The sequence below is a fragment of the Achromobacter seleniivolatilans genome, from assembly GCF_030864005.1.
GTDB lineage: Bacteria > Pseudomonadota > Gammaproteobacteria > Burkholderiales > Burkholderiaceae_B > Achromobacter > Achromobacter seleniivolatilans.
In genome coordinates, this window is the sequence record NZ_CP132976.1 from 765,403 (window position 1) to 789,979 (window position 24,577).

The 24,577-nt window shown below is 60.4% G+C and carries 21 protein-coding genes and 1 riboswitch; of the genes, 9 read left to right on the forward strand and 12 right to left on the reverse strand.

Annotated features, from left to right (window positions below; genetic code table 11):
* The first annotated feature begins 12 nt into the window (after nt 1-12).
* Together RAS12_RS03485 and RAS12_RS03490 are read left to right on the forward strand one after the other, a co-directional pair.
* Complete coding sequence (locus RAS12_RS03485) at nt 13-831, forward strand: TatD family hydrolase (RefSeq protein WP_306945153.1); 819 nt, start codon at nt 13-15, stop codon at nt 829-831.
* Between the two features lie 212 nt (nt 832-1,043).
* On the forward strand, nt 1,044-3,296 hold the full coding sequence (locus RAS12_RS03490) for a TonB-dependent receptor domain-containing protein (RefSeq protein WP_306945155.1): 2,253 nt from the start codon (nt 1,044-1,046) through the stop codon (nt 3,294-3,296).
* A 76-nt stretch (nt 3,297-3,372) separates the two neighbouring features.
* Here the strand turns inward: RAS12_RS03490 and RAS12_RS03495 are convergent, their stop codons facing one another.
* Together RAS12_RS03495 and RAS12_RS03500 are read right to left on the reverse strand one after the other, a co-directional pair.
* On the reverse strand, nt 3,373-4,767 hold the full coding sequence (locus tag RAS12_RS03495) for a sensor histidine kinase (RefSeq protein ID WP_306945157.1): 1,395 nt from the start codon (nt 4,765-4,767) through the stop codon (nt 3,373-3,375).
* Nucleotides 4,767-5,480, reverse strand: a complete 714-nt coding sequence (locus tag RAS12_RS03500; protein ID WP_306945159.1) for a response regulator transcription factor — start codon at nt 5,478-5,480, stop codon at nt 4,767-4,769. The genes RAS12_RS03495 and RAS12_RS03500 overlap by 1 nt, the downstream gene beginning before the upstream one ends.
* Before the next feature lie 211 nt (nt 5,481-5,691).
* On the opposite strand from RAS12_RS03500, the gene RAS12_RS03505 reads away from it, so the two are divergent.
* From RAS12_RS03505 to RAS12_RS03525, 5 genes are read left to right on the forward strand one after another with little or no spacing between them, the layout of a single operon-like run.
* Nucleotides 5,692-7,713: a ligand-gated channel protein gene (locus tag RAS12_RS03505; protein WP_306945161.1), complete on the forward strand. Its 2,022-nt coding sequence runs from the start codon at nt 5,692-5,694 to the stop codon at nt 7,711-7,713.
* A 45-nt stretch (nt 7,714-7,758) separates the two neighbouring features.
* Complete coding sequence (locus tag RAS12_RS03510; protein ID WP_306945163.1) at nt 7,759-8,706, forward strand: siderophore ABC transporter substrate-binding protein; 948 nt, start codon at nt 7,759-7,761, stop codon at nt 8,704-8,706.
* A gap of 31 nt (nt 8,707-8,737) precedes the next feature.
* Entirely contained in the window at nt 8,738-9,730 is a 993-nt protein-coding gene (locus RAS12_RS03515) for an ABC transporter permease (protein WP_306945165.1), read from the forward strand.
* Nucleotides 9,723-10,706 carry an iron chelate uptake ABC transporter family permease subunit gene (locus RAS12_RS03520; RefSeq protein WP_306945168.1) on the forward strand — a complete coding sequence of 328 codons (984 nt, stop codon included), beginning with the start codon at nt 9,723-9,725 and terminating at the stop codon, nt 10,704-10,706. Before RAS12_RS03515 ends, RAS12_RS03520 begins: the two co-directional genes overlap by 8 nt.
* Nucleotides 10,703-11,461 (forward strand): iron ABC transporter ATP-binding protein, encoded by a 759-nt coding sequence (locus RAS12_RS03525; protein WP_306945170.1) that lies wholly within the window; start codon nt 10,703-10,705, stop codon nt 11,459-11,461. Before RAS12_RS03520 ends, RAS12_RS03525 begins: the two co-directional genes overlap by 4 nt.
* A 175-nt stretch (nt 11,462-11,636) precedes the next feature.
* Here the strand turns inward: RAS12_RS03525 and RAS12_RS03530 are convergent, their stop codons facing one another.
* Complete coding sequence (locus RAS12_RS03530) at nt 11,637-11,972, reverse strand: hypothetical protein (RefSeq protein ID WP_306945173.1); 336 nt, start codon at nt 11,970-11,972, stop codon at nt 11,637-11,639.
* Between the two features lie 269 nt (nt 11,973-12,241).
* Nucleotides 12,242-13,063 carry a hydroxyethylthiazole kinase gene (thiM, locus tag RAS12_RS03535; protein ID WP_306945175.1) on the reverse strand — a complete coding sequence of 274 codons (822 nt, stop codon included), beginning with the start codon at nt 13,061-13,063 and terminating at the stop codon, nt 12,242-12,244.
* Nucleotides 13,064-13,138: 75 nt separating this feature from the next.
* Nucleotides 13,139-13,266, reverse strand: a riboswitch (TPP riboswitch).
* 147 nt (nt 13,267-13,413) lie between these two features.
* Here thiM and RAS12_RS03540 point away from each other — a divergent pair.
* Nucleotides 13,414-13,875, forward strand: a complete 462-nt coding sequence (locus tag RAS12_RS03540) for a MaoC family dehydratase (protein ID WP_306945177.1) — start codon at nt 13,414-13,416, stop codon at nt 13,873-13,875.
* A 202-nt stretch (nt 13,876-14,077) separates the two neighbouring features.
* Entirely contained in the window at nt 14,078-14,935 is an 858-nt protein-coding gene (locus RAS12_RS03545; protein WP_306945179.1) for a DUF2272 domain-containing protein, read from the forward strand.
* A gap of 49 nt (nt 14,936-14,984) precedes the next feature.
* Here RAS12_RS03545 and RAS12_RS03550 read toward each other — a convergent pair whose 3' ends face one another.
* The 8 genes from RAS12_RS03550 to RAS12_RS03585 form a co-directional block, all read right to left on the reverse strand.
* On the reverse strand, nt 14,985-15,854 hold the full coding sequence (locus tag RAS12_RS03550; RefSeq protein ID WP_306945181.1) for an amidohydrolase family protein: 870 nt from the start codon (nt 15,852-15,854) through the stop codon (nt 14,985-14,987).
* Complete coding sequence (locus tag RAS12_RS03555; RefSeq protein ID WP_306945184.1) at nt 15,851-16,960, reverse strand: ABC transporter ATP-binding protein; 1,110 nt, start codon at nt 16,958-16,960, stop codon at nt 15,851-15,853. Before RAS12_RS03555 ends, RAS12_RS03550 begins: the two co-directional genes overlap by 4 nt.
* Nucleotides 16,961-16,965: 5 nt before the next feature.
* Nucleotides 16,966-18,570, reverse strand: coding sequence for a phytoene desaturase family protein (locus RAS12_RS03560; protein ID WP_306945187.1), 1,605 nt, complete (start codon nt 18,568-18,570; stop codon nt 16,966-16,968).
* The gene (locus RAS12_RS03565) at nt 18,567-20,228 is read right to left on the reverse strand and encodes a class I adenylate-forming enzyme family protein (RefSeq protein WP_306945189.1); all 1,662 of its coding nucleotides are present in this window, start codon (nt 20,226-20,228) and stop codon (nt 18,567-18,569) included. Before RAS12_RS03565 ends, RAS12_RS03560 begins: the two co-directional genes overlap by 4 nt.
* 2 nt (nt 20,229-20,230) lie before the next feature.
* Complete coding sequence (locus RAS12_RS03570) at nt 20,231-21,049, reverse strand: ABC transporter permease (protein ID WP_306945191.1); 819 nt, start codon at nt 21,047-21,049, stop codon at nt 20,231-20,233.
* Nucleotides 21,046-21,891, reverse strand: a complete 846-nt coding sequence (locus tag RAS12_RS03575; RefSeq protein ID WP_306945193.1) for an ABC transporter permease — start codon at nt 21,889-21,891, stop codon at nt 21,046-21,048. The genes RAS12_RS03570 and RAS12_RS03575 overlap by 4 nt, the downstream gene beginning before the upstream one ends.
* Before the next feature lie 67 nt (nt 21,892-21,958).
* Nucleotides 21,959-23,032, reverse strand: a complete 1,074-nt coding sequence (locus tag RAS12_RS03580; RefSeq protein WP_306945194.1) for an ABC transporter substrate-binding protein — start codon at nt 23,030-23,032, stop codon at nt 21,959-21,961.
* 36 nt (nt 23,033-23,068) lie between these two features.
* Nucleotides 23,069-24,556 carry an aldehyde dehydrogenase gene (locus RAS12_RS03585; RefSeq protein ID WP_306945196.1) on the reverse strand — a complete coding sequence of 496 codons (1,488 nt, stop codon included), beginning with the start codon at nt 24,554-24,556 and terminating at the stop codon, nt 23,069-23,071.
* Between the last annotated feature and the right edge of the window lie 21 nt (nt 24,557-24,577).

Below are 24,577 nucleotides of genomic sequence, written 5' to 3' on the forward strand. Positions count from 1 at the left end.
GAGCCCGCACCCATGCTGATCGATACCCACTGCCATCTGGACGCCGCTGAGTTCGATGCTGACCGCCAGCAGGTGGCAGACCATGCCTATGAGGCGGGCGTCCAGGCCATTGTGATACCGGCCGTCGAACGCGCGAATTTTTCCATCGTGCGTGAAATCGCTGGCCAAGTCGACGGCGGCGCCTATGCGCTGGGCATCCATCCCTTGTACGTGCAGCGCGCCGACGACTCTGACCTGGACGCGCTGCGCGAGGCCGTCCGGCACGCGCTGGTCGATCCGCGTTTTGTCGCCATAGGCGAAATCGGCCTGGACTTCTTTGTGCCCGAGATTGCTTCCGGCGAGCCGCGCGAACGCCAAGAGCACTTCTATGCGGCTCAGCTGGCATTGGCCGCCGAGTTCCATCTGCCCGTGTTGCTGCACGTGCGCAAATCGCAAGACATCCTGTTGAAATATCTGCGCCGGCATTCCCGGATTGGCGGCATTGCGCACGCCTTTAACGGCAGCGCGCAGCAAGCGCAGGCGTTCATTGACCACGGTTTTGCGCTGGGCATGGGCGGCGCCATGACCTATGAGCGCGCCTTGCAGATCCGGCGTCACGCGGTAGAGGTCGATCTGGCCCACCTGGTGCTGGAAACTGACGCGCCTGATATTCCCCCCGCTTGGCTGCATCCGCCAGAACGCCGCAACCGTCCGGGCGAGCTGGCCCGCATCGCTCAGGTGCTGGCGGAGCTGCGCGGCATCACGCCCGCTCAGGTGGCGCATGCCACAACCGCTAACGCCATGCGTGTGCTGCCGCGCCTGCCGGCCGCCATTCTGGCTGACGCCGACTGAAAGTCCGTCCCTGGTTTTAGACCGCGCGATAACGGGAGTTGTCGCGTGGATGCGTCATATTTATAAGATTTTTATCAAAACTGTCAAAAGTCTGAATAAATACTGACAAAAAGTTGAATCAAATAATGGGAATACCTATCATTGGCGTTCCCTAGAAAACCAACAGCGCGCAGCGCGCCGCCTGCTCGGGCGGTTTCTATATTTGATTCCCTATGTCTACACACAAACGCTTGAAAGGCTCCGGGGGCGCTCGTCCGTCACAACCTATGACTTTGCGCTTGTTGCCGCTCGCCTTGGCGCTGGCTGCGGCCGGTACGGCCCAGGCGCAGCAGAAGGCTGGAGCGCTGGAAGACACGATGGGTGTTGCGCAGATGGACACCGTCGTCGTAACTGCCGCCGGTTTCGAGCAAGACATCAAGAACGCACCGGCCTCCATCTCGGTCATCACGCGCGAACAGTTGGAAACCAAGCCCTTCCATAACCTGGCCGACGCGGTGGCAGACGTGGAAGGCGTGTCGGTAGAGCGGGGCGGCAAGGCGGGTGGCATGAACATCAGCATCCGCGGACTGCCCAGCGACTACACGCTGGTGCTGGTGGACGGCAAGCGCTTGAACCAGAACAGCTCGGGCGCGCGCCCCAACGGTTTTGGCGATGTGGACACCAACTTCATTCCGCCTATGGCCGCCATCGAGCGTATTGAAGTCGTGCGCGGTCCGATGTCCACCCTCTACGGTTCAGATGCCATGGGCGGTGTGATCAACATCATTACCCGTAAAGTCAGCCAGGAGTGGACGGGGCAGATCACGCTGGACGGCACAGCGCAAGGCGACAACACCTACGGCAATAACTATGGCGCGGCGTTCTATCTGAGCGGCCCGCTGAAGACTGACAAGCTGGGCCTGACTCTGCGGGGCGGCCATTACCGCCGCCTGAGCGCCAACGGTGACTATCCGGTCAATCAGGCGGAATACAACAGCGGTAAATACACCGGCGATATCGCCAGCTTCAGTGGGCTGGGCGACAGCAAGCAGCAGAACGTGGGCCTGCGCCTGGCGCTCACGCCCAACCGCAATCACGACATTCTGTTCGATGTGGACAGCAACTGGCAGACGTACGACAACGCCAACGGTGAACTCGGCACGCTGAACAGCAGCATTGCGCCGAACCGTCAGGGCGGAGGGTACGATCCCGAAATGAAATTCAACCGTCAACGGTATGCGTTGACGCACCTGGGCCGCTACGGCAGCGGCCTGAGTTCCGATTCCAGCCTGGTGTATGACACGACGGAGACCATCGGGCGCACCAACCCGATGAACGCGCCACGCCGGCCCGGCGACGGCGAAAAGCGCGATCTGGAATACGACAACTGGGTGTTCGACACCAAGTGGACGAAGCCCTTGTTCAATGACCGTCACAACCTGACCGTGGGCGGCCAATGGCGTGAACAAAAGTTCAAGGACACGCTGGTGTCCGCGCCGCTGGACCAGCGCCAATATCAATGGGCGTTGTTTGCCGAAGACGAATGGCGCATTGTCGATGACCTGGCGCTGACGGCTGGCGCGCGGTATGACCGCAACGAGCAATTTGGCGGCAAGTGGAGCCCGCGAGGCTACCTGGTGTGGAATGCCACGCCAATGTGGACCGTCAAGGGCGGCGTCAGCAAGGGCTACAAGACGCCCGACATCAACCTGATGACCGACGGCATTATTGGATTGGGCGGGCAGGGCACCATTCCGCTGCTGGGCAATTCGCAGCTCAAGCCGGAAAGCAGCACGTCGTCTGAACTGGGGCTGCTGTTTGATGACGGCGAGGGCCTGTCGGGCAACCTGACCGCATTCCATACAAAGTTCAAGGACAAGATCGACAGCCAAAACGTGCCGAACTGCCTGGCGGCGGGCGGCCCGGCCGCAGGTTGCCTGGACTTGGGCGTGTGGGAACGTAACGGTATTCCTGTGGCGAACTTTTCGCAGCGCGTGAACATCGATACCGCCACGATTCAAGGCTTTGAACTGGGTGGCCGCATTCCGCTGTATGGCGGCGTATCGTTCAACGGCAACTACACCCTGACCGCAAGCGAAGTGACCTCTGGCGCCAAGGAAGGCCAGCCCTTGGGTTCGCAACCCCGCCACTCCCTGAACCTGGGACTGAATTGGCGCATCAATGACCAGTTCAATGCCTGGGTCCGCGGCGAATATCGCGCCAAGCAGTTCAACGATATGAACTGGGAAAAAGAGCAGGTGTTCTACAACCCGTACTGGCTGGCCAGCATGGGCGGCTCGTATGTCGTCAGCAAGAACGTGACCCTGTCAGCCTCGGTGTTCAACCTGTTCGACAAGAACTTCGTGAACTATGGCCCGACCAAGGTCGGCACGACCACCCCGGCTTCGAATGCGAACTGGGCAAACTCGTATCGGCAGGTGCTGGAAGGCCGCCGTTTGTGGGTGTCGGCGAACATCACTTTCTAAGCCGTTGTACAAGCGTCCGGCGTTATTCCGGACGCTTTGGATGAATGAGGCTCCGCCATGCGCGGAGCCTTTTTTTTCAGGCTTGAGGGCGCGGCAATTGCATCCGAACGCTCAGGCCTTTGGGCGATACGTTGCGCGCGGAAATCCGGCCGTGGTGTGCGGTGATGGCGGCTTGCGCGATCGACAGGCCCAGGCCGGCGCCGCTACCGGACGTGGCCAAACCAGAGGCGGCGCGATAGAACGGTTCGAACAGCGATTTCAATTCTTCGGCGGACACGCCCGGCCCGGCATCCGTGATGTCCAGAATTGCTTCTGCTTCGCCGTTGGTCAGCCGGACTCGTATTGCGCTGTGCGCAGGCGCAAAGCGTACTGCGTTGCGCAACACATTTTCGATGGCGCTTGCCAGGCTGTCGCGGTCGCCAATGAGATGAACGGCCGCCGGGCTTTCCCACAGAATATCCAGATGCTTGCCGCTGGCTTCATAGCGGGCATCTTCCACCACGGCGGTAACGACATCAGTCAGGTCTAGCGTATCCGTGGGGGCGGGCAGGGCGCCCATGCGGGCAAGCCGAAGCGTGCTGCCGACCAAGGCGTCCAACCGTTCGCATTCGCGTTCGATGCGGTCCAGTTGCACGTCTTGGCGTTCGTCTTTGCGGCGGGCCAGTTCGGATGCCAGCCGCAGCCGCGCCAGCGGCGATCGCAGTTCGTGGGCAATGTTGTGCAGCAATTGTTCGCGGGTGTCGACCACGGCCTTCAGGCGGTCTGCCATGGCGTTGAAGTCCCTGGCCAATAAGCCCAATTCGTCTTTGCGCCGTGTCAATTTAGGAGGCGTGTGGGCATCCAGGTGGCCCGCTGCCAGTGCATGCGTGGTTTGCCGCAGTTGCGTCAGGGGTGCGGTCACATGGCGCGTCAACGCCCAACAAAATGGGGCAGTGACCGCCAAGGCGAAAAGCAGCAACGCCAGCGCCACGGGGGACAAGCCCAGCACTTCCCAATGCGACGAGTCAAAAGGCAGAAACAACATCAGCAGTTCGGTGTCATCCGGCAGCGTCAGCAACTGCGGCTGCCACCAGGACACTCGCACGCCCGCCGGGTCGGGCAACTGGTAGTCGGCTTGCTGGGAGCGATCAGACGCGGCGCGATATGCTCCAAGCCAGTCGTGCATGCGGGCAGGGAGCGTGCGGCCCAGAATTTCTCTGTCTTGCGTGTCCAGGATGTAGATCTTCAATGCGGAATAGCGGCCGTCCATGGCTTGAACCCAACGCTCCAGGCCTTCTTTGCCATGGTTGCGGGCAACCTGCGCGGCATCATGCGTGAGGCTGGCGGGATTCAGCCCGTCTAGCGAGTTGATGCGATACCAGGCGACGGTCGCGGTGAACAGCATGCCGCACACCAGGATGATGGCCATCGCGGCCCAAAAGGTCAGGAAGGCGCGCCAATAGAGCGAACGGGTGGGCAGCAGCCAATGCATCAGTCCGCGCCTGCCAGCACATACCCCAAGCCACGCAGGTTGCGGATGGACAGCGTGCCGGAGGTGTGGTCCAGCCGCAGTTTTTTACGCAAGGTGCTGATGTGGGTGTCGATGCTGCGGTCATAGCGTTCTGGCCGGCGGCCCAGCGCGTACATGCCGATCTGCTCGCGGGCGATGACCTGGCCGGGGGCGCGCATCAGGATTTCCAGTACGCGCTGCTCTGCCCCGGTCAGCGGGATTTCTTCGGCGCCCAGGCGCACGAGTCCAGTGGCCGGGTCCAGCGAGATAGGTCCCAGCGACAGGCAGGGCTTGCCGGTGTCGGGCACTTCTTCAAAGCGCCGCATGACCGCAGTGATACGCGCTTTGAGTTCGCGTGGGCTGAAAGGCTTGGCCAGATAGTCGTCTGCGCCGAACTCCAGCCCCAGCACGCGGTCGGTCTCGCCGCCATGGGCCGTGAACATGATGACTGGGCGGCGCGATCGCACGCGGTAGTGCTTGAGCAGATCCAGCCCGCTGCCGTCCGGCAGCATCAGATCCAGCAACACCAGGTCGTAGTCGTCCCGAGCAAGCAGGGCAAGCCCTTGCGCGCCGGTGTGCGCCAGTGTGAGCAGGCACTGATTTGGTTCGAGGTATTCGCGCAGCATCTGCGCCAGCTCGACGTCATCGTCGATCAGCAAGATGCGCCGCGTAACCACTGATTGAGAAAAAGGCATCCGTGTAATGTGTCCCGCACCCGGTAGTGTGGCGTATGGCCACCAGCCGAAGTGTCAAGAAGTGCGAAGAAGATAAAAGTTGCGGAAAGGCGATTGCCGGGCTCCGACAGGCTCAATTCTAATATGAGAATAGTTTTCATTAAGAAATGAGAGGGCGAACCCAGTGCGCACGCAGGGTGCGGCACGGGTTGGCACGGGAGAAAGCGGAATCATGAGCAGCAAAGATCTGGCCCTGGGCCGGCGCGGTTTGGCCTCGCGTACACAGTTGGCTGCGGCCCTGTGCGCCGCGGGTTTTGGGATGAGCCCGATGGCTGTCTGGGCGCAAAGCGCGGACGTCGCCAAGACGCTGGACACGGTAGTGGTGACCGCCAGCGGCTTCGAGCAGGAGATCAAGGATGCGCCGGCGTCCATCAGCGTCATTACCCGCGAAGATCTGGATAAGAAGTTCTACCGCGATGTGAACGATGCGCTGCTGGAAGTGCCTGGCGTGATCATCACAGGCGGCGCTGACCGCCAGGACATCAGTCTGCGCGGCATGGGCCCGCAGTACACGCTGATCTTGATCGACGGCAAGCGCCAAACCTCGCGCGAGACCCGTACCAACTCGGATTCGAGTGGCGTTGAGGGCGGCTGGACGCCTCCGCTGTCGGCCATTGAACGCATCGAAGTGGTACGCGGGCCGATGTCGTCGTTGTACGGTTCGGATGCCATGGGCGGTGTGATCAACATCATTACGCGCAAAGTGCCCACCGAATGGGGCGGCGAGATCCGCATGGATACGACGATCCAGGAAAGCAATAAATCGGGCGATATCTATCAAGGCAACTTCTATCTGGCCGGTCCGATCAAGACCGACCTGCTGGGCTTGCAGATCTACGGCCAGGCTACGCAGCGCGATGAAGACAATATCTACAACGGTTTCCGCAAGCGCAATGCGAACAGCGTGACCGCCAAGCTGGCGTTGACGCCAAATCGTGACCACGACATCGTGCTGGAAGGCACCACGATGCGCCAGAAATACCAGAACACGCTGGGCAAGACGGTAGCGCCCCTGGCGCCGGGCGAGGCCTGCTCGCGCAACGGTTGCCCGGCCACGTCCGAGACCGATTACCGCAGTAATAAATGGGCGCTGTCGCACACCGGCCGCTGGGGCTGGGCCGTGTCGGACAGCTATGTGCAGCAAGAAGAGTTCGACAATCGTTCGCGCCAGATGAAGGTTAAAAATCTGGAGCTGCAAACTAGTTGGACCATGCCCCTGGGTTCGCACATGCTGACCTTGGGCGGCAACTACCTGAGCCAACGCCTGAATGATCAGACGGGCAATCAGCTGGCGGGCGGCCCCAGCAAGGTGGACCGTTATCAATGGGCCTTGTTCGCCGAAGACGAGTGGCGTCTGACCGAGAGCTTTGCGCTTACGGCGGGCCTGCGCATGGATGACGACGAGAACTTCGGCACGCACTTCAGCCCGCGTCTGTATGGCGTGTGGCATCTGGCCGACCGCTGGACCTTGAAGGGCGGTGTCTCCACGGGCTTCCGTGCGCCGGATCTGCGCCAGACGGTGGCAGGTTGGGGCCAGGTCAGCCGCGGCGGCAATATGTACGGCAACCCGGACCTGACGCCCGAGAAGTCGGTCACCGAGGAAATCGGCATTCTGTATGACGACGGTGAAGGGTTCAATGCCGGCCTGACCGTCTTCAACAACGATTTCAAAGACAAGATCACTCGCGTGGCTTGCCCGCTGAGTCAGTGCACGGAAGGCCCGAACCAGTTCGGTTCCAACCCCACGACCTACATGAACGTGGACAAGGCTGTGTCGCGCGGCGTCGAAGCCAACTTGAAGCTGCCGCTTGCCCGTGACTGGTCCCTGACCACCAGCTACACGTTCACCAAGTCGGAGCAGAAGTCCGGCCAGTACAAGGGCCAGCCCTTGAATCAGCTGCCCAAGCATCTGTTCACCACCACCGTGAATTGGCAGGCCTCTGACGCGCTGCAAGCGTGGGCCCGCGTGAACTACCGCGGCAAGGAAAGCCAGCCCATTACCGGCGCGTCTTCCTCGTCGGTGATTGCCCCGTCCTACACCTTTGTGGACCTGGGCGGCTCGTACGCGGTGAACAAGACGGTGTCGGTTTATGCCGGCATCTACAACCTGTTCGACAAGCAGGTGACCTATGACGACTACGAATACGTTGAAGACGGCCGCCGCTACTGGCTGGGCGTGGGCGTGAAGTTCTAAGCATGACAGGGCGCCGCAAGGCGCCCGCAACCTCTTGGAGAGAATATGACGAAGCAGCAAACTCTGGGACCCGCCCGCCGCTGGCTGATTCAGACTGGGGCCGCGCTGGTCCTGGGCGCGGCCACGGCCGTCTGTGCCGCTCAGACGGCGCCGGTCAAGCATGTGCGCGGCGAAACCGCCGTGCCGGTGACTCCGGCGAAGACCGTTGTGATGGACCTGGCGGTGTTGGATACGATGCAAGCGCTGGGCATAGAAGCCTCGGGCGTGCCGACGGTAGCCAAGTGGCCGCCGCAACTGAGCCAGTATGCGGACGCGCGCTACCTGAAAGTGGGTACCTTGTTCGAACCCAACTACGAGGTCATCCACGCGGCCGCGCCGCAGGTGATCTTCGTGGCGGGCCGCTCCGCGCCCAAGTACGACGAACTGTCCAAGCTGGCGCCCACCATCGACCTTACCGTTGACCCGAAGGACCTTGTGGGCAGCGTGGCGCGAAATGCTGGCACGCTGGCTGCCATTTACGGCAAGCAGGCCGAGGCCAAGCAAAAGCTGGATGCGCTGCGCACGTCGATCTCGGCGTTGCAAGGCAAGGCGGCAAACGCAGGCTCTGCGCTGATCGTGCTGACGACCGGCGGAAAAATGAGCGCCTATGGTCCCGGTTCACGTTTTGGCGTGATCCACGATGCCTTCGGCGTCAAACCGGCCGCAACGGGCTTGAACGTTTCCAATCACGGTCAGGCGATTTCATTCGAGTTCATTGCTCAGACCGATCCCGACTGGCTGTTCGTGATTGACCGCGACGCTGCGATCGGCCGCGAAGGCGTGTCGGCCCAGCGCATGCTGGACAACGAGCTGGTGCGCCCGACCAAGGCTTGGAAAAACAAACGTGTCGTGTATCTGAATGGCTTTAACTGGTATCTGCTGGGCAGCGCCGGCCTGACCTCGATGCAGCAGAACGTGGATGACATTGCTGCGGCGTTGACTGAAGGAAAGTAAGCGGCATGAGTGAAATGCGTGAGGGCCGCCGGTGAATTGGCGGCAAGCGATCTGCGGGTGGGGCGGGCTGGCTGCGGTCTTGTTAGTGCTGTTGCTGCTGTGCGCGGCCAGCATCAGTCTGGGCGCAGGCCAGATGTCATGGGCGGCGTTGTGGGGCGGGGGCGAAGACGCTGAGCGCGCCTGGCGCCTGCTCATGGTCAGCCGCGTGCCGCGCACGCTGGCCTTGCTGCTGGCCGGCATGTCGCTGGCCGTGGCGGGGCTGATCATGCAGATGCTGGTGCGTAACCGGTATGTGGAACCCACGACGGCCGGCACCGTCGAATCCGCCACGCTGGGTATCCTGGTGATCACCTTGCTGGCGCCCGACACCCCGGTGATCGGCAAGATGCTGACCGCCACGGCTTTTGCGCTGGCAGGCACCTTGCTGTTTCTGGCGCTGCTGCGCCGCGTGCCTTTGCGCACGCCGTTCATCGTGCCGCTGATTGGTTTGATACTGGGCGGCGTGATCCACGCCGTGACGACTTTTGTGGCGTATCGCTTTGATCTGCTGCAATCGCTGCACGCGTGGACCACGGGCGACTTTTCCGGGGTTCTGCGCGGCCGCTATGAATTGTTGTGGATCGGGTTCGGTCTGGCCTGTGCGGCCTACGCAGCCGCTGACCGCTACACCGTGGCGGGCATGGGCCGCGAATTTGCCTCCAACCTGGGTTTGAATCATGCACGGCTGACGCTCGTCGGATTGCTGATCGTATCCGCGATTTCCGCCGTCGTGGTCGTGACGGCGGGCGGCATTCCCTTTCTGGGCTTGATCGTGCCGAATGCAGTGAGCCTGGTGCTGGGCGACAACATGCGCCGCTCGATTCCGTGGGTCGCGGCGCTAGGCGGTATCTTCGTCCTGGCCTGCGACATCATCGGCCGCCTGGTGATTTATCCCTACGAAATTCCTATCGGCACGGTGGTTGGCGTGTTGGGCAGCATCCTGTTCTTGTGGCTGCTGCGCACACGAAGGAATCGCCTTGGCTGAGTCCCTGCTTTCCGCCCGGGCGCCACGCGCCCCGCAAACCATCCGCCTGCTGTGGCTGGGTATTGCCGCATTGGCTTGCGTGACAGCATTCATGACACTGGGCGCCAACGGCCAATGGTCATTCGTGATTCCCTTTCGCGGAGGCAAATTGGCAGCCATGCTGCTGGTCTCCTATGCCGTGGCCGTGTCTTCAGTGCTGTTTCAGACCATCACGCACAACCGCATCCTGACGCCCGCGATCATGGGCTTTGATGCGCTGTATCTGTTGATTCAAGCGGTGGTGGTGTTTGGCTTTGGTCAGGCTGCGGCGGCTGCGAGCCATCCAGTTGCGGCGTTTCTGCTGGAAGTTTTCGCCATGACGGCGTTTGCTTGCCTGCTGTTCCGCTGGTTGTTTTCAGACGCGGTGCGCAGTCTGCATTTGATGATGCTGGTGGGCATTATCTTTGGCCTGCTGTTTCGCAGCCTGTCCAGTTTTGTGGTGCGGCTGATTGATCCCAACGAGTTCCTGGTGTTGCAGGACCGGATGTTTGCCAGCTTCAATTCCGTGCGTGTGTCGTTGTTGCCCATTGCACTGGTGGCGGTATGCGCGGCCAGCCTGCTGATCTGGCGCATGCGCCGCCGCTACGATGTGCTGGCACTGGGCCGCGAGATCGCCGTGAATCTGGGTGTGGACTACCGCCGCAGTCTGATGTTGACGCTTGCGGCAATCGCGGTGCTGGTGTCGGTATCCACGGCGCTGGTCGGTCCGGTGACGTTTTTTGGCTTGCTGGTCAGCAACCTGGCTTATCAGGCCATGGGATCGGACAAGCATAGGTACACCATTCCCGCCGCCACCTTGTTAAGCGTGATCTTCCTGGTGGGCGGCCAGACGCTGCTGGAACGGGTGCTGGGTCTGAACACCACGGTCAGCGTGGTGATTGAATTCATAGGGGGAGTGATGTTCCTCGTCCTGATCTTGCGCAAGGGGCACCGATGATAGAAATTCAACAAGTCAGCAAGCAATACGGCGATAGCGTCGTGATCGATGACGTCAGCCTGAGCCTGCCGGCTGGCGGCGTTACCGCCATCATCGGGCCCAATGGCGCAGGTAAATCGACCTTGCTGTCGATGGTCAGCCGTTTGCTGCCGATGTCAGCCGGCCAGGTGCTGGTGGACGGCCTGGACGTGACGCGCGCCGACAGCCGTGAACTGGCGCGCCGCTTGTCGATCCTGCGCCAAGACAATCATCTGCCATTGCGGCTGACGGTGAAGGATCTGGTCGCGTTTGGCCGCTATCCGCATACGGGCGGACGGTTGACGATGGATGACAAGGCCCATATCGACCGTGCCATCGCCTACCTGAATCTGGAGCCGCTGGCAGACCGCTATCTGGATGAGATGTCCGGCGGCCAGCGCCAGCGCGCCTTTGTCGCCATGGTGTTGTGCCAGGACACGCGTTATGTGTTGCTGGACGAACCATTGAACAGCCTGGACATGAAACATGCCGTGGCCATGATGGGCACCTTGCGCCGCGCGGCGGATGAGCTGGGCAAGACGGTGGTGCTGGTGTTGCACGACATCAATTTTGCGTCGTGTTATGCGGATCGCATCGTGGCTATGCGGCAGGGGAAGATTGCGCATCAAGGCCCGCCTGCGGAATTGATCCGGCCCGAGGTGTTGAGCCAGCTGTATGAATTGCCGATTGATGTGCATGATATCGGCGGCAAGCGGATTTGCGTGTATTACCGCTAGGCGTGCGCGGGCGTGCGCGCGGCTACTGTCGGAAAGAGAAAATAGGCGCTCGATGCCTTTAGCTGGACCTGAAGTAGTAGGGGGCCACGCTTGAATTGCCCGGGGGGCATGGTTTTGGATACAAGCGGAAAGGCGGATGCCGCCGTGAGGCGGCATGGTTGGATCTCCGTAGACGTCAGCTCGCGGCTTGACAGGCCAACAATTCTTTATCCGTGATCACCCATTTGTCCGTGCCGTCGATATTCACATCCTCAAGCACGCATTTGTCGCCATCTTCATCTACCACTTGGACGTCCCACTTTCCCTTGGTCACGCCCGTCAGGGTGAGGGAATCTCCTTTGTTGAGCACTTCCTTGTCGAGGTGGTCTTCTCCCCAACTCTTTTGTTTCGCGGGCGAGAAATAGATCTCGTGAATTTCCCAGGAGGATTGATTCACGAACACGACGTCCGCAGCGGAAGCAATCATGGGTAAACACGCCAACGCCGCAACTGCAAATTGCCGAACCTTCATAACGTTTCCTAGCTGGATCAATTGAAAAACCGCGAACTCCGGACCCGGAGATCTTTGGGGTTACGGAGCGTATCAATAAGGTACGTTTATTCATATCACTGAAATTGGTGATATCGACTGACCGATCTAAAGACCCATCTTCCCCGCAAAGCGAACGTCGAGCTCGCAACGCGTTGACGTGCGTCCTAGGGAATCGAGAAGGCGAACGTTATTCCGCTCGCTTGTGGCGGGCGCTCGGAACGCGCTGTTTTAAATGTGGGTAATACGCGCTAGCGCAACGGCGATTCCGTGGTCAGGCAGTCGTGTTCCAACGCGGCCAAGGCGTCCAGGAATCGCCACGCAAACGACCCCGGGCCATCCGCCAGCACATCGGCGCGTTTGCCCGCGATCCCGAAGCAGGACAGGGCGGCGACCGCAGCGGTGTAAGGATCACCCTTAGATACGGCGGCGAAGGCGCCCACAAGCGCCGTCAGCGCACACCCTGTGGCCGTGACACGCGGCATCAGCGGCGACCCGCCCGTGATGCGCACGGCGCGCTTGCCGTCGGTGACGTAGTCAGTTTCGCCCGTGACAGCCACGACTGTTTGATGTGTAGCGGCGATCTGGTCCGCCGACTGCTCGGCCTGGGCGACGGCGTCCCGCGCATCTACGCCCTTGCCAGCGCTTTGGCCGCCAGCCAGCGCAATGATCTCTGACGCATTGGCCCGGACGATGTCGGGCCGCAAGGCCAGCAGCCGCCCCACGGCATCGCGCCGGAACGCGGTGGCGTGGTGGGCGACGGGGTCCAGTATCCAGGGCACGCCTGCCTGACGCGCGGATGCTGCGGTCAGCAGCATGCTTTCCAGCCAGGGCGCCGACAGCGTCCCGATGTTGATCACGACCGCGCCGGAAATCCGGGCGAATTCCGGTGCTTCCTCTGCCGCATGCACCATTGCTGGTGAAGCGCCCATCGCCAGCAACACGTTGGCGGCGATGTTCATGGACACGAAATTGGTCAGGCACTGTACCAGCGGCGCGTCATGGCGGACGGCGGCGTACAGGTCTTGAGACGCCCGGGCCAGGGCGGTATGGTCTTGGGTGGTTTGCGCCATGCCGAGAACTCCTTGTCGTGCGGAATCCAGCGCAGGCAGGGCGCGAGAGCATGAGCGGCCAGACCGGGTACGGCCTTCATGAAATCGGCACCGTCCCTACGCCAGCGTTACCTGGATCAGGTTCAACGGGTCACCGCGCTGCATCGGCTTGGCCGGCGCTAGCGGAGTCTCAGCTTCTTGGCGAAGCTCCCCGGGTGGATCGGTGTATGTTCTGGCGGCGGGGCGGGGCTTGTCAAGCAGCGGTTGCGCACCGTGGCCGGGCCCGTTGTGCCGCCCGAAGTTTATGAACATAATCTGACGGCAGCGCGTCGCACACATCCTTGCAGCGGCGCCGCCCAGGAGAGCGCAGCATGCAGTCATCAACCAGCCCGACGCCCCTTTATCTGGAAGACCTGACGGTTGGAGACGTTTTCACCAGCGAGTCATATCAGCTTGATAGCGACCAGATCATTCAATTCGCGTCGCAATTCGATCCGCAGCCGTTCCACCTGGACGCCGACGCCGCGAAGGACTCGTTCTTTCAAGGGTTGGCTGCCAGCGGTTGGCATACCGTTGCGATCACCATGCGGTTGCTGGTTCAAAGCCTGACCTTGGCCAATGGCGTCATAGGCGCGGGCGCCGAGATCAGCTGGACCCAGCCGACGCGCCCGGGCGATACGTTGAGCGTTGCCAGCACGATTTTGAGCATCACGCCATCGCGGTCCAAGCCGGATCGCGGCATTGTGGTGGTGGAGAGCATTACGTCGAATCAGCGCGGCGAGGCCGTGCAAAAACTGGTGAGCAAGGTGGTCTGCTTCAGACGGCCGGTCTAGCAAAAATAGGGGCAGCCTTGGCTGCCCCTATTCTTAGTGTTTAGCCAGAGCCTTGCCGGGCCGTGGCTACGACCCGATTTTGTGGGCGAATGGATGGTATCTACGCCCATCGTCTGTCATGCAAAAGGCGGGCAGATGTCTAACGATATTTCACGTACCTTGGCTTGCACATCATTGCCCGATTGAGCCCAAGGAGCGTCCCATGAAGCGTTTCGTCAATGTCGAGGCTGTCAACCTGCGGTCCCAGCCCAGTACCGAGGACAACACGCCAATCGGCAGCCTGACCCTGGGCCAGAGCATCGAAGATCTGGGAGATGGGCCGCAGGGATGGCGGCACGTTCAAACGGAAATGGCGGGCGAGGCGGCGGACGGTTATTCCGTTGATGGCCTGCCGGACTCGAAATTCAAGTGGACCAAAGCCAAGCAGCCCACGCTACGAGAGCCGGCGACGAGGGCACGCGAGGTGCTTGTGGCCGCGGCGGTGGAGCAGTGGCTGCGATTCGACAAGGGCAAGGGCGAAGAGACCGATGAGCCATACAGCACCTATATCCATGAAATGTGGATGGCGCTGGGCGAGAATCTGAGCGGTCAGGATACGGATTACCCGTGGTCCGCCGTGGCCATCTCGCTCATGGTGCGCAATGCGGCGAAGACAATTCCAGAATACAAGGCGTTCAAAGAGTCTGTTGGCCACGCGCGCTACATGTGGGACGCCATCAAGAAAGGCGCGAGCATGGATACGTCTGCGCCTTTCTGGGGTGTTCGTATCGCGCAGGACAAGCCGCAGGTGGGCGACATCATTGGCAGTTGGCGGGAGAAACCCTACTCGTTCGAGCAGTACCTGAATGCATCAAAAAACCCAGGAACGCCCAGCCATTCAGATATTGTCGTAGCGGTGGGTGATGAGGTTGCGCTGGCGATCGGCGGCAACGTTCGTCAATCCGTTTTCGTGACCGGGTATCAACTGACGACCGACGGCTATCTGACGAAGAACCAGCGATTCCGCGACGGTAAGTTGGTTGGAGAGGCGATAGTTTTGATGAAAAATCGCGTTGGATAAAAAAGGCTCGGGTGCGTGCCGATACTTGCGTCGCGGCTCACACCGACAATCATTCCGACTTGCCTTTGGCCAATTGAAGAAACTCGCTGGCATTCGTATACAGCCATGCGTGGCGAATCTCTTCATCCAGATTCAGGTCATTGATTTCCCCGACAGACCGCTCTACCGAGATCATTGGGTAGCCGGAGCCGAAAATGATCCGGCGCTTTAACAGGGACGACCCGTATCGAAGCAGCGGTTCGTACCCAGATCCAGACATGGCAACCAATTTCGGGCGGACAGCGCTCAGGCCTATCCACAGATTGGGGTGACGCCACGCCATGGCGATCAGCTCGGATATCCAGGGCCAGCCCGGGGGCGACGCGCACACACGCAAAGTGGGGAACGCGGTCAGAACCTCGTCCAGCGCTAGCGGGTGTCCGTAGATGGCCTTGCTTGAGAGCGAAAAATTCATGCCGCAGTGGATATTCACGGGTATGTCCAGCTCTACGCATTTCTCGTACAGCGCCATCAATTTGGGATCGCTGATCGTCAACTGATGTTCGAACCCCTGGACGTTCAAACCGCGCAGACCCAGATTGCGGATGGCGTGTTCAAGCTCGTCAAGCGCCTGTGTTCCCCGATGCGGGTCCACGGCGGCGAATCCGATGAAGCGCGGCCCGTGTTGTTGGCAAAAATCGGCCACGACTTCGTTGGGGATCTTGAAACCCAACGTCGATTGCGCATCCCTGGCTTTCAAGACGACATGCGCCGCGTTGAGCCTGTCGTACATCCGCAGATACTCCGGGAGCGCGTCCGCAGCGGCTTCCTGGGACACCAGGCTCTCGCTTTTGCTGTAGATACGCCGATAGTTGTCCATATGGGCGGTCTTGACCGTGAATTCGGCCAGAGGAGGGCGGCTGGCAAAGTCGATCATCATGATGCTTGCCCCTGGATGGCCGGCTTATGCAGGAGAATGGCGCTCTCAGGTAAGAAGCAAAGCCGTACGGACTCGCCCTTGTTGTACAAACGGGTGCCGGGGTGGTTGGACTGCTGCACGGTGATTTCCTTGCGGCTGGCCAGCTTCACGCGGTGTTTGACGATGCCGCCCAAAATCAAATGGTCGACCACTTCCGCGCCCATCGCGTTTTCTTCAGGGACCCGCTCCGTGGCCGTGTCCGGGCGCAGTACGAAGTTCTCTGGCCGGATGAGCACGGTAGCGGCGTCGCCCGTCCGGCTATTGGCCGGCGCCTTGCCGCAGCGCACGCGCAGTCCCTCCGCATCCACTTCTACCTGCCCACCGGTTGAAGACAGCACCTTGGCGTCAAAGAAGTTGCCTTGGCCGATAAAGTCGGCCGCAAACACGGTGCGCGGAGAAAAGTACAACTCGGATGGGGTGCCTATTTGTTCGATCGCGCCGTTGTTCATCAACACGATGCGATCCGACAGGGTCAAGGCTTCTTCCTGATCGTGCGTTACGTTCAGCATGGTGATGCCGAGCGTCGCGTGCAACTGCTTGATCTCGAACTGCATCTGTTCGCGGAGTTTTTTGTCCAGCGCGCCCAGCGGCTCATCCATCAAGATGAGCGAGGGGCTGTAGACAATGCATCGCGCCAAGGACACGCGCTGTTGCTGGCCCCCGGACAATTCCTTGGGTTTGCGCTTTTCAACATTGGGCAGGCGTACCAACTCCAGCACATCGTGCACGCGTTGGCGGATCTGGGCTTCTGGCACCCGGCGCACCCGCAAAGGGAAGGCGATGTTCTCAAATACCGTCATGTGCGGCATCAGGGCGTAGTTCTGGAACACCATCCCCAAGCCCCGCTCGCCCGGCGAGATGTTCGCCGTGTCTTTGCCGTCAATCAGCAACTTTCCCGTCGTCGGCTTGATCAGGCCGGCGATCAGATTCAACAGCGTCGTTTTCCCTGAGCCGCTGGGTCCGAGCAAGGTCAGGAATTCACCCCGTTCGACGCTCAGGTTGATCGATTCAAGCGCCGCCGTATTCCCATAACGCTTGTCGATGTCGATGAAATCTACCATTGCCATGCTGTTCACCCTTTGGAACGGGGGTTGCTTAGAAACTTGGCGACCACGCCTGCGGCGTTGTGCCCCGGAACGCCCGTCACGCCACCGCCAGGATGGGTCGAGGCGCCGCACATGAAGAGGGCAGTCAGCGGTGTGCGATATCCCGCGTAACCCTTTACGGGACGCTTGAAAAAGACCTGGTCGGCGCTGAGTTCGCCGTGATGCACATGGCCACCCGGCAGATGGAACAGCCGTTCATAGTCTTGCGCGACCAAGATCTGATGATGGACGATCAGATCGCGGATGCCCGGCGCATGCGTTTCCAGTGTGGAAATGGTGCATTCATAGAGCTCCTGCCGGTCTTGCTCCGTCCAGTCTCCGGTTTTCAAGCGGTACGGCGCATGAGATCCGAAGATGCTCATTACGTGATGGCCGGCCGGCGCCAGGCTGTCATCCAGGGCCGAAGGGGTCAAAACCGCCAGGCACGGCTCCTTTGCATATTCCCCGTACTTCGATCCGTCATAGGCGCGTTCGATGTAGTCGATGCTGGGGCCGATTTTGACGAGTGTGGGGTAATCAAACCCCATGCGTTGCGAATCGAACAGCCGATAGCGCGGCAGGCCATTGAGCGCCAGATGGACTTTGTATGAGGTGGCGCGATCACGGATTTGCGCCACGTCGCGCAAGAACGGTGCTGGCAGCGAAGCGTTGCGCAGCATCTGCTGAAAAGTCAGTTTCGCTGGCGCGTTACTGACAACGGCGCGGGCGCGCAGCGTATCGCCCGAGGTTAGCCGTACGCCTACCGCGCGTCCGCCTTCCACCAGGATCTCGTCGACGCAGGCGTCGCAGCGGACCTGCATGCCGTGTTCGGTTCCATCGCGCAGGATCGCCTGGGATATGGAACCCATGCCGCCGCGTATGATGCCGGACCCGCCAGCCGCCGTGGTGTTGTCTCGCAGGAATCCGCGCAAAAGAATATAGGCGGAACCTGCGGATTTCATGCTCATCGTGCCGCCTGCGGCCGCCGCGTAAAACCCCAGCACGGCCTTGACGTCATCGGACTCAAACCATCGTCCCAGGAAGTCATAGGCGCTGAGCGTCATCAGATCGTAGATGTCGTAGACCTGATCCAGCATGGCGCGGTTGCGCCAACCGAAGCGTGCCAATTCAAACAGTTTGGGCAGCGAGGACGAGGTGGGGTTGATGGGCACCTGAAAAAGCAGCTCTCTTACCCGCTCGCCCGCCGCCTTCATGAACGCCAGGTAGTCGGGGTAGGCGGCCGCGTCTTTTACCGAGAACTTGGAGATCTCTTGCTTGAGCTTCTCGGGGTCACTCCAAAACGTAAAAGACGCATCGCCGGTCAGCGGCTGAAACGTTGGGGTTTGCGGAATCACTTCCAAACCGTGCCGCTTGAGCTCAAGGTCGAGCATGATCTTCGGCTGCAAAAGCGCCATCAGATACGACGCAGTGGACAGACGGTAGCCCGGCCACAATTCTTCAGTGACGACCGCGCCGCCCACCTGATGCTTTCGTTCCAGCACGCACACGCGATGGCCCTGACGCGCCAGATACGCGCCGCAAACCAAGCCGTTGTGCCCGCCGCCGACAATGATTACGTCGAAGTCGCTCATGCTGATTTTTCCTCGCCGCTAGCCGTCTGCCATTGGCCGGCTTGATGGTCATACGTGCGTTCGGAAAGGTCTGCCGCGCGTTCGCGCAGCGTGGCTTTGGCGATCTTCAGTGAAGCGGTTTTTGGAAGCTCTTTGATAAAGGAGTAGTACCGCGGCACCTTGAATTTCGCCAGGTTCGCCTGGCAGCCCGCAATAATGTTCTGAAGTGAGGCGTCATCCGCCGGCACGCCCTCACGCAACACGACAAACACCTTCACCTCTTCGCCCCGGATGGCATCAGGGACCGGCACGGCGGCGGACTCGCTGACTTCAGTCAAGCCGTTCAATACGGCTTCGACCTCGCGCGCGGCGATGTTCTCGGCGCTGCGACGAATCATGTCCTTGTAGCGGCCTTGTATATAGAAGTAGCCCCGTTCATCGCGCATGAATGCGTCGCCAGTGCGAAACCAGCCATCCAGGAACGCCGCTTCCGTGGCTGCGGGGTTGTTGTAGTAACCCAGCAAAATGCCTTTGCCGCGAATGCACAGCTCTCCGACCTGTCCGGGCAGGGCCTCGTCTCCGGCTTCGGTGATGACTTTGCACTCCCGAAACGGCGAAGGCACGCCGCAGGAGCCCGAACCGACCGTGTCGGTGGCTTCGATAGGCATGAACATGGCGGGACCGACTTCGGTCATGCCAAACGCTTCGCGAGCCACCACATCGAACCGTTGCTCGATCTTGGCGTGCAGGTCGCGGGGCGCGCCATAGACATTGGCCCGGATCAGGCTGTTCTTGCCGTCGTCTTCGTGGGGCGGCTGTTTATAGATCAGGTAGGGAAGCAGGCAAAAATTGATCTCGTAGGTTCTTACCCACTGCATGAAGCGAGAGGCGCTTTGACGATTCGCCACGAACAACGTGCCACGCTGATAGATCGTCATCAGCAGCAGCCATTGCGGGTCCATGTAGTAGAACGGCGTCGGGGCGAGCAGGTTGCGGTACTTTCTGCCATCGCGAAAGGCGTTGGCCTTGCCGCTGGTCAACCAGTATTCCTGGGTCAGCATGCAACCCTTGGGAAATCCCGTGGTGCCCGACGTGTACTGAATATTCAGCAGGTCGCCCTGGGAAACCTGCTGCGTATCGAGTTCTCGCCACGGCGTGTCGGCCAGTGTTTGCCAGGAGAGATAGCCATCCGAGTGGCCGTCAATCACCACCCGCGACGGGTTGATGCCCGTAGATGCTTCCGTCAACAGCGTGTTGATCAGCGGTGTGATCGACTCATGCGCAACCAGGAATTGGGCGTCGCTATTGGACAGCACATACGTCACCTCGCGGTGCGTGTAGGTCACATTTACTGGAACCATCACGGCGCCGAGCGTGGCCAGCGCCAGCCAGGTCAAGGGCATGGCCGGGACGTTGGGCATCATGACCGCGACGTGATCGCCTTTCTTGACGCCGATGTCTTGCAGCCCAGCGGCAAGACGTTCTACCTGGGCCAGACAGTCGGCATACGTGATGGTCTGCCCGATTTCGAAGAAATTCCAGAGCGTTGCATCGCCGTTGTCGCGCGCGGCTTGCGCGAGAAGCGCGTGCAGGTTCCTGGGCAGGGCTTCGCTTTCAATCTGGCGCCGGCGGTCAGCCACGGGCGGAACGGAGGTTGCGAGGGTTTCTAGATAGGCCATGGTCAATGCTGCTCTTTGGAATTGGTTTCTTTCAATGCAAGGATGGCAAGACAAAAAACAAGCGATGCGATGGTCAGCATGCTGGAGACGGCGGTAAGCACTGGCGACACCTCCCAGCGCAACGCGCTATACATCCGCACGGGCAGGGTGGTGGTTTCGGGGCCGGTAATGAAGTAGGCCACCACCACCTCGTCAAACGAGATCAAGAAGGCGAACAGCAGCCCGACCAGAATGGAGGTTCGAATCTGGGGAACGAGCACTTGGAAAAACGTGCGCAGCGGGCCGGCCCCCATCAAGGTCGCCACGGATTCAAGCGTGGGATCGGTATGGCGCATGCCTGCGCTGATGGAGATGAACATGAAGGGCATGACCAAGGTGCTGTGCGTCATGACCAATCCCAGCGTGGAGTTGTCCAGACGCACTCCAGAGAAGAAGATGTAGACGCCTAGTCCCAGCGCGACCACTGGGATCAGCATGGGGCTGATGAAGAACAGCTCTAAGGCCTTCAGTCCGTTGAATCGGCAGCGGTTCAGCGCATAGGCCGCAGGCAGCGTCACCAACAACGCAAGCATCGAGGTAAGCAGCGCGACGATCACGCTCTGCACCGCCGGTTTCCACCATGCCGGGTCTGCAAAGAAGGCGCGGTAGAGGTCCAAAGAGAATTCTTTGGGCGGAAAGGTGATTTCTTGCCCGGCATTCAATGACGCCGCGACGATGATCGCGATTGGACCTACCAGGAACACATATCCCGCAATGGCAATGATCAATGGCAGCGCCACACTGCAACGGCTGAAGATCCGGATGACAGTATTGGCGTTCATGCTGTGTGCTCCTTCTGCGCGGGATTGGCGCTCTGGATTTTGAGCAGCATCAAGATGAAGGCTCCGGAAATTGCCAGCAATACCATCGCTATCGCGGAGGCGCCTTCCCAGTCCAGGATCTGGCGGGTGTACAAGTCGACAAGGTTCGCCATCATCATGTCTTGCCGTCCGCCCAATAGGGCCGGGGTGACGAACATTCCCAGGGAAAGGGTCATTGCCATCAAGGTTGCGGCCATGACACCGGGCATCGTCAACGGCAGCGTGATGCGCAAGAAGATGCGTATGGGGCCTGCGCCCATGAGGCGGGCTGCGCGCGCCAGCAACGGATCAACCGCAAGCAGACTCGCCAAAATTGGGAAGACGGTGAAGGGCAGCAGGTAATTGATCATCCCGATGATCACGCCGACTCCATTGAACAGAAGCTGCACGCGCGCCTGCTCTCCGAACAACGCGACCAAGGCTTGATTGACGAGCCCCTGGTCGCCCAGCAAAACGGTGAGCGAAAAGCTCTTGACCAGTACGCTTGTCCACAGCGGCACCATGACCAGCGTCAGAAAGATCAGTCTTTTGGATGCGCTCTGGCGGGCAATATGCACGGCGATGCAGTAGCCGGCCAGGGTGCTCAGAAGCGTCGCGATCACCGATACGCGCAGCGTGTTTGTCAGCACCTTCGAGAACAGCGGTCCATCAAACAAGGCCCGATAGGCGGCCAGTGTGAAACCGTCGGCGTAGATACTTTTCCACGCGACGACGCCCAATGGATAGAGGAAAAAGACGAGCAAAAGCAGGCAAGCGGGCATCAGCAGCAGCGCCGCATGCCGCTTTCCAAGCATGCTAACCATGATGAGTCGGCTCCAGGAATTGGCTGGGGCGCCGGCTAGAAACCTGGCGCCCGGAGTACGGACTGCGTTAGACGAGCAGCCATCCGGTAAAGCGCTTTTGAAGCACCTCGAAATTGTCGGACCACCACGCATCGTTGATGACGACGTTGGCTGGGCTGGTCATGTCCGGCAGGAATTTCTTCGTGGCTTCTTGCACCAAGGGCAGCGCATCCTTGTTGTTAGGCGAGAAGAACATGCGGTTGGAGAACTCGGCCTGACGATCCGGGCGCAACACGAACGCCAGATACCGCATCGCGGCTTCCCGGTTCTTCGTGCCCTTGGGAACGGCCAGATACTCGGTGGCATTGACGGTTTGCGTCAAAGGCATATCGATGGAGTTGCCGGCCTGCTGCGAAGGAATGACGCGCGTCACGAAGCTGTACGAAAAATCGACCTCGTTGTTCAGCACCAGGGAAATGGTTTCCGGCGTGGTTTCGGTCCACTTTCGAACGTGAGGCTTGATCCGGTCTAGCGCTTTGAAAGCGCGTTCGACGTCTAGCGGGTAGAGCTTGGAAGGCTCAACGCCGTCAGCCACGAGTGCGATTTCCAGCATTTCGCTGACACGAGGGCGCAGCGCCCTGCGTCCTGGGAAATTCTTGACGTCCCAGAATTCCTTGAAGTTCGTCGGGTATTTGCCCGCCGCAAAGCGCTTGGGGTCGTACGCGATACCGGCGGCAAAGAGGAATGTTCCGACGTGGTCCGCGCCACCGGGCACGATCAGCTTCGATGTGTCTACGATGCTGCGGTCTATGGGTTCCCAGATGCCGTCTTTGGACGCCGACAGAATGTGTGGGCCGATGCTATCAAACACGTCCCACGAGACATTCTGATTCTTGACCTGCACCTTGAGTTTGGTCAGATCAGCATTGTTGACGATGTTCACGCCAATGCCGGTTTCCTTGGTGAACGGCTCGGCGAAAATGGCGCGGACGTTTTTCTCGTAGTCGCCGCCCCAGCACGTGACGGTAATGGATTGCGCCGCGCGTACCGTTGGCGCCCACGTCGACAGTCCCGCCAACGGCAATGCTGCGGTTGCCTTGAGCAGCGTGCGGCGCGAAATTCCATTCTTGCCGTTTGCAGCGGATGTAGTTTTGGTCTTCATGATTTTTTCCCCTTTTATTCGTCGGCTAACAGCGCATCAGTGTGCGATCCAGATCGACTTCCAGTCCGTGTACTTGTCAAAGGCGTGTAGCGATTTGTCGCGGCCGAAACCGGATTGTTTGAACCCGCCGAACGGCGCGGACATGCTTCCACGGTCAAAGCAGTTCACCCACACTACCCCGGCACGCAACGAACGGGAGGCGTTCATCGCAGTCTTGACACTGTCGGTCCAGATGCCGGCCGCCAGTCCGTAATGCGTGTTGTTGGCCACGGCAATGGCCTCATCCACGCCCGACACCGTAATTGCTGACAAGACCGGGCCAAAGATTTCTTCCTGTGCGATACGCATGTCAGGCGTAACGTCCGCAAACACCGTCGGCGTCATGAAGTAGCCACCGGTCTCTTCCAATGCCCGGTTTCCGCCGGCCATCAGGCGGGCGCCTTGCTGCGAACCGGCGTCAACGTACGACATCACGCTTTCAAGCTGCTTCCTGTTGACGATGGCGCCTAGACGCGTGTTGGCGTCTAGCGGGTCGCCGGGGTTCAAGCGCGTGGCCAGGTCAACGACCTTTTGCAGGAACACGTCTTTAATGGCTTTGTCGACGATGAGGCGTGAGCCCGCGTTGCAGACTTGTCCGGCGTTACTGAAGATGCCGGCTGCGACGGATAGCGCGGCGGCGTCCAGATCGCTGCAATCGGCAAGGACAATGTGCGGGCTCTTGCCGCCGCATTCCAGCCCGATGCGCTTGATATTGGACAGGCCGGAATACTGCATGAAGAGCTTGCCCACTTCGGTCGACCCCGTGAAACCGATCGCATCGACATCCATGTGCATGCCAAGCGCGCGGCCAGCGGTCTCGCCGAAGCCGGGAACGACGTTCAGTACGCCGGGCGGGATGCCTGCGTCAGTGGCCAATTGCGCGATTCGGATCGCGGTCAGCGGAGATTGTTCGGCCGGCTTGAGGACCACTGAATTGCCGGAGGCCAACGCCGGCCCCAGTTTCCAGCACGCCATGGAGAGCGGGTAATTCCAGGGGACCACTGCTGCGACAACGCCCAGCGCCTCGCGAATCACCATGGTCGTCATCGAATGACCGGACGGCGCGACTTCGCCGTAGACCTTGTCGATCGCTTCGGCATACCACTGGATTGTGGTGGCCGCGCTGACCACGTCGCCATTGAACGCATTGGTGATGGGTTTGCCGACGTTCAGCGATTCAAGCAGTGCAAGCTCTTCGCGATTCGCCAGCAACAGGGCGGAGAATTGCTGCATGATGCGCTTGCGTTCAAGAGGCGGCATGCGGGACCAGACGCCGCGTTCAAATGCGTTGCGGCAACTGGCCACCGCGCGGTTGACGTCCGCCTCTTTGCACGAAGCGATCTCTGCGATCTTCTGCCCGGTAGCGGGATTCACACAGTCGAAAGTGTCTGAGTCGATCGCGTCGACGTAAGCGCCGTCGATGTAAGCGCGGCCTTCGATGCGGAGGTGTTGGGAGCGTTGATGCCAATCGATGGGGGTAGACACGGACTTCCTCGCGGTTGTGAA

Coding starts and splice junctions, on each gene's coding strand:
- RAS12_RS03495 (WP_306945157.1), bottom strand. CDS start 4,767: ATGCATTGGCTGCTGCCCACCCGTTCGCTCTATTGGCGCGCCTTCCTG.
- RAS12_RS03570 (WP_306945191.1), bottom strand. CDS start 21,049: ATGAACGCCAATACTGTCATCCGGATCTTCAGCCGTTGCAGTGTGGCG.
- RAS12_RS03530 (WP_306945173.1), bottom strand. CDS start 11,972: ATGAAGGTTCGGCAATTTGCAGTTGCGGCGTTGGCGTGTTTACCCATG.
- RAS12_RS03555 (WP_306945184.1), bottom strand. CDS start 16,960: ATGGCAATGGTAGATTTCATCGACATCGACAAGCGTTATGGGAATACG.
- RAS12_RS03580 (WP_306945194.1), bottom strand. CDS start 23,032: ATGAAGACCAAAACTACATCCGCTGCAAACGGCAAGAATGGAATTTCG.
- RAS12_RS03525 (WP_306945170.1), top strand. CDS start 10,703: ATGATAGAAATTCAACAAGTCAGCAAGCAATACGGCGATAGCGTCGTG.
- RAS12_RS03540 (WP_306945177.1), top strand. CDS start 13,414: ATGCAGTCATCAACCAGCCCGACGCCCCTTTATCTGGAAGACCTGACG.
- RAS12_RS03565 (WP_306945189.1), bottom strand. CDS start 20,228: ATGGCCTATCTAGAAACCCTCGCAACCTCCGTTCCGCCCGTGGCTGAC.
- RAS12_RS03490 (WP_306945155.1), top strand. CDS start 1,044: ATGTCTACACACAAACGCTTGAAAGGCTCCGGGGGCGCTCGTCCGTCA.
- RAS12_RS03485 (WP_306945153.1), top strand. CDS start 13: ATGCTGATCGATACCCACTGCCATCTGGACGCCGCTGAGTTCGATGCT.
- RAS12_RS03545 (WP_306945179.1), top strand. CDS start 14,078: ATGAAGCGTTTCGTCAATGTCGAGGCTGTCAACCTGCGGTCCCAGCCC.
- RAS12_RS03560 (WP_306945187.1), bottom strand. CDS start 18,570: ATGAGCGACTTCGACGTAATCATTGTCGGCGGCGGGCACAACGGCTTG.
- thiM (WP_306945175.1), bottom strand. CDS start 13,063: ATGGCGCAAACCACCCAAGACCATACCGCCCTGGCCCGGGCGTCTCAA.
- RAS12_RS03510 (WP_306945163.1), top strand. CDS start 7,759: ATGACGAAGCAGCAAACTCTGGGACCCGCCCGCCGCTGGCTGATTCAG.
- RAS12_RS03575 (WP_306945193.1), bottom strand. CDS start 21,891: ATGGTTAGCATGCTTGGAAAGCGGCATGCGGCGCTGCTGCTGATGCCC.
- RAS12_RS03505 (WP_306945161.1), top strand. CDS start 5,692: ATGAGCAGCAAAGATCTGGCCCTGGGCCGGCGCGGTTTGGCCTCGCGT.
- RAS12_RS03500 (WP_306945159.1), bottom strand. CDS start 5,480: ATGCCTTTTTCTCAATCAGTGGTTACGCGGCGCATCTTGCTGATCGAC.
- RAS12_RS03550 (WP_306945181.1), bottom strand. CDS start 15,854: ATGATGATCGACTTTGCCAGCCGCCCTCCTCTGGCCGAATTCACGGTC.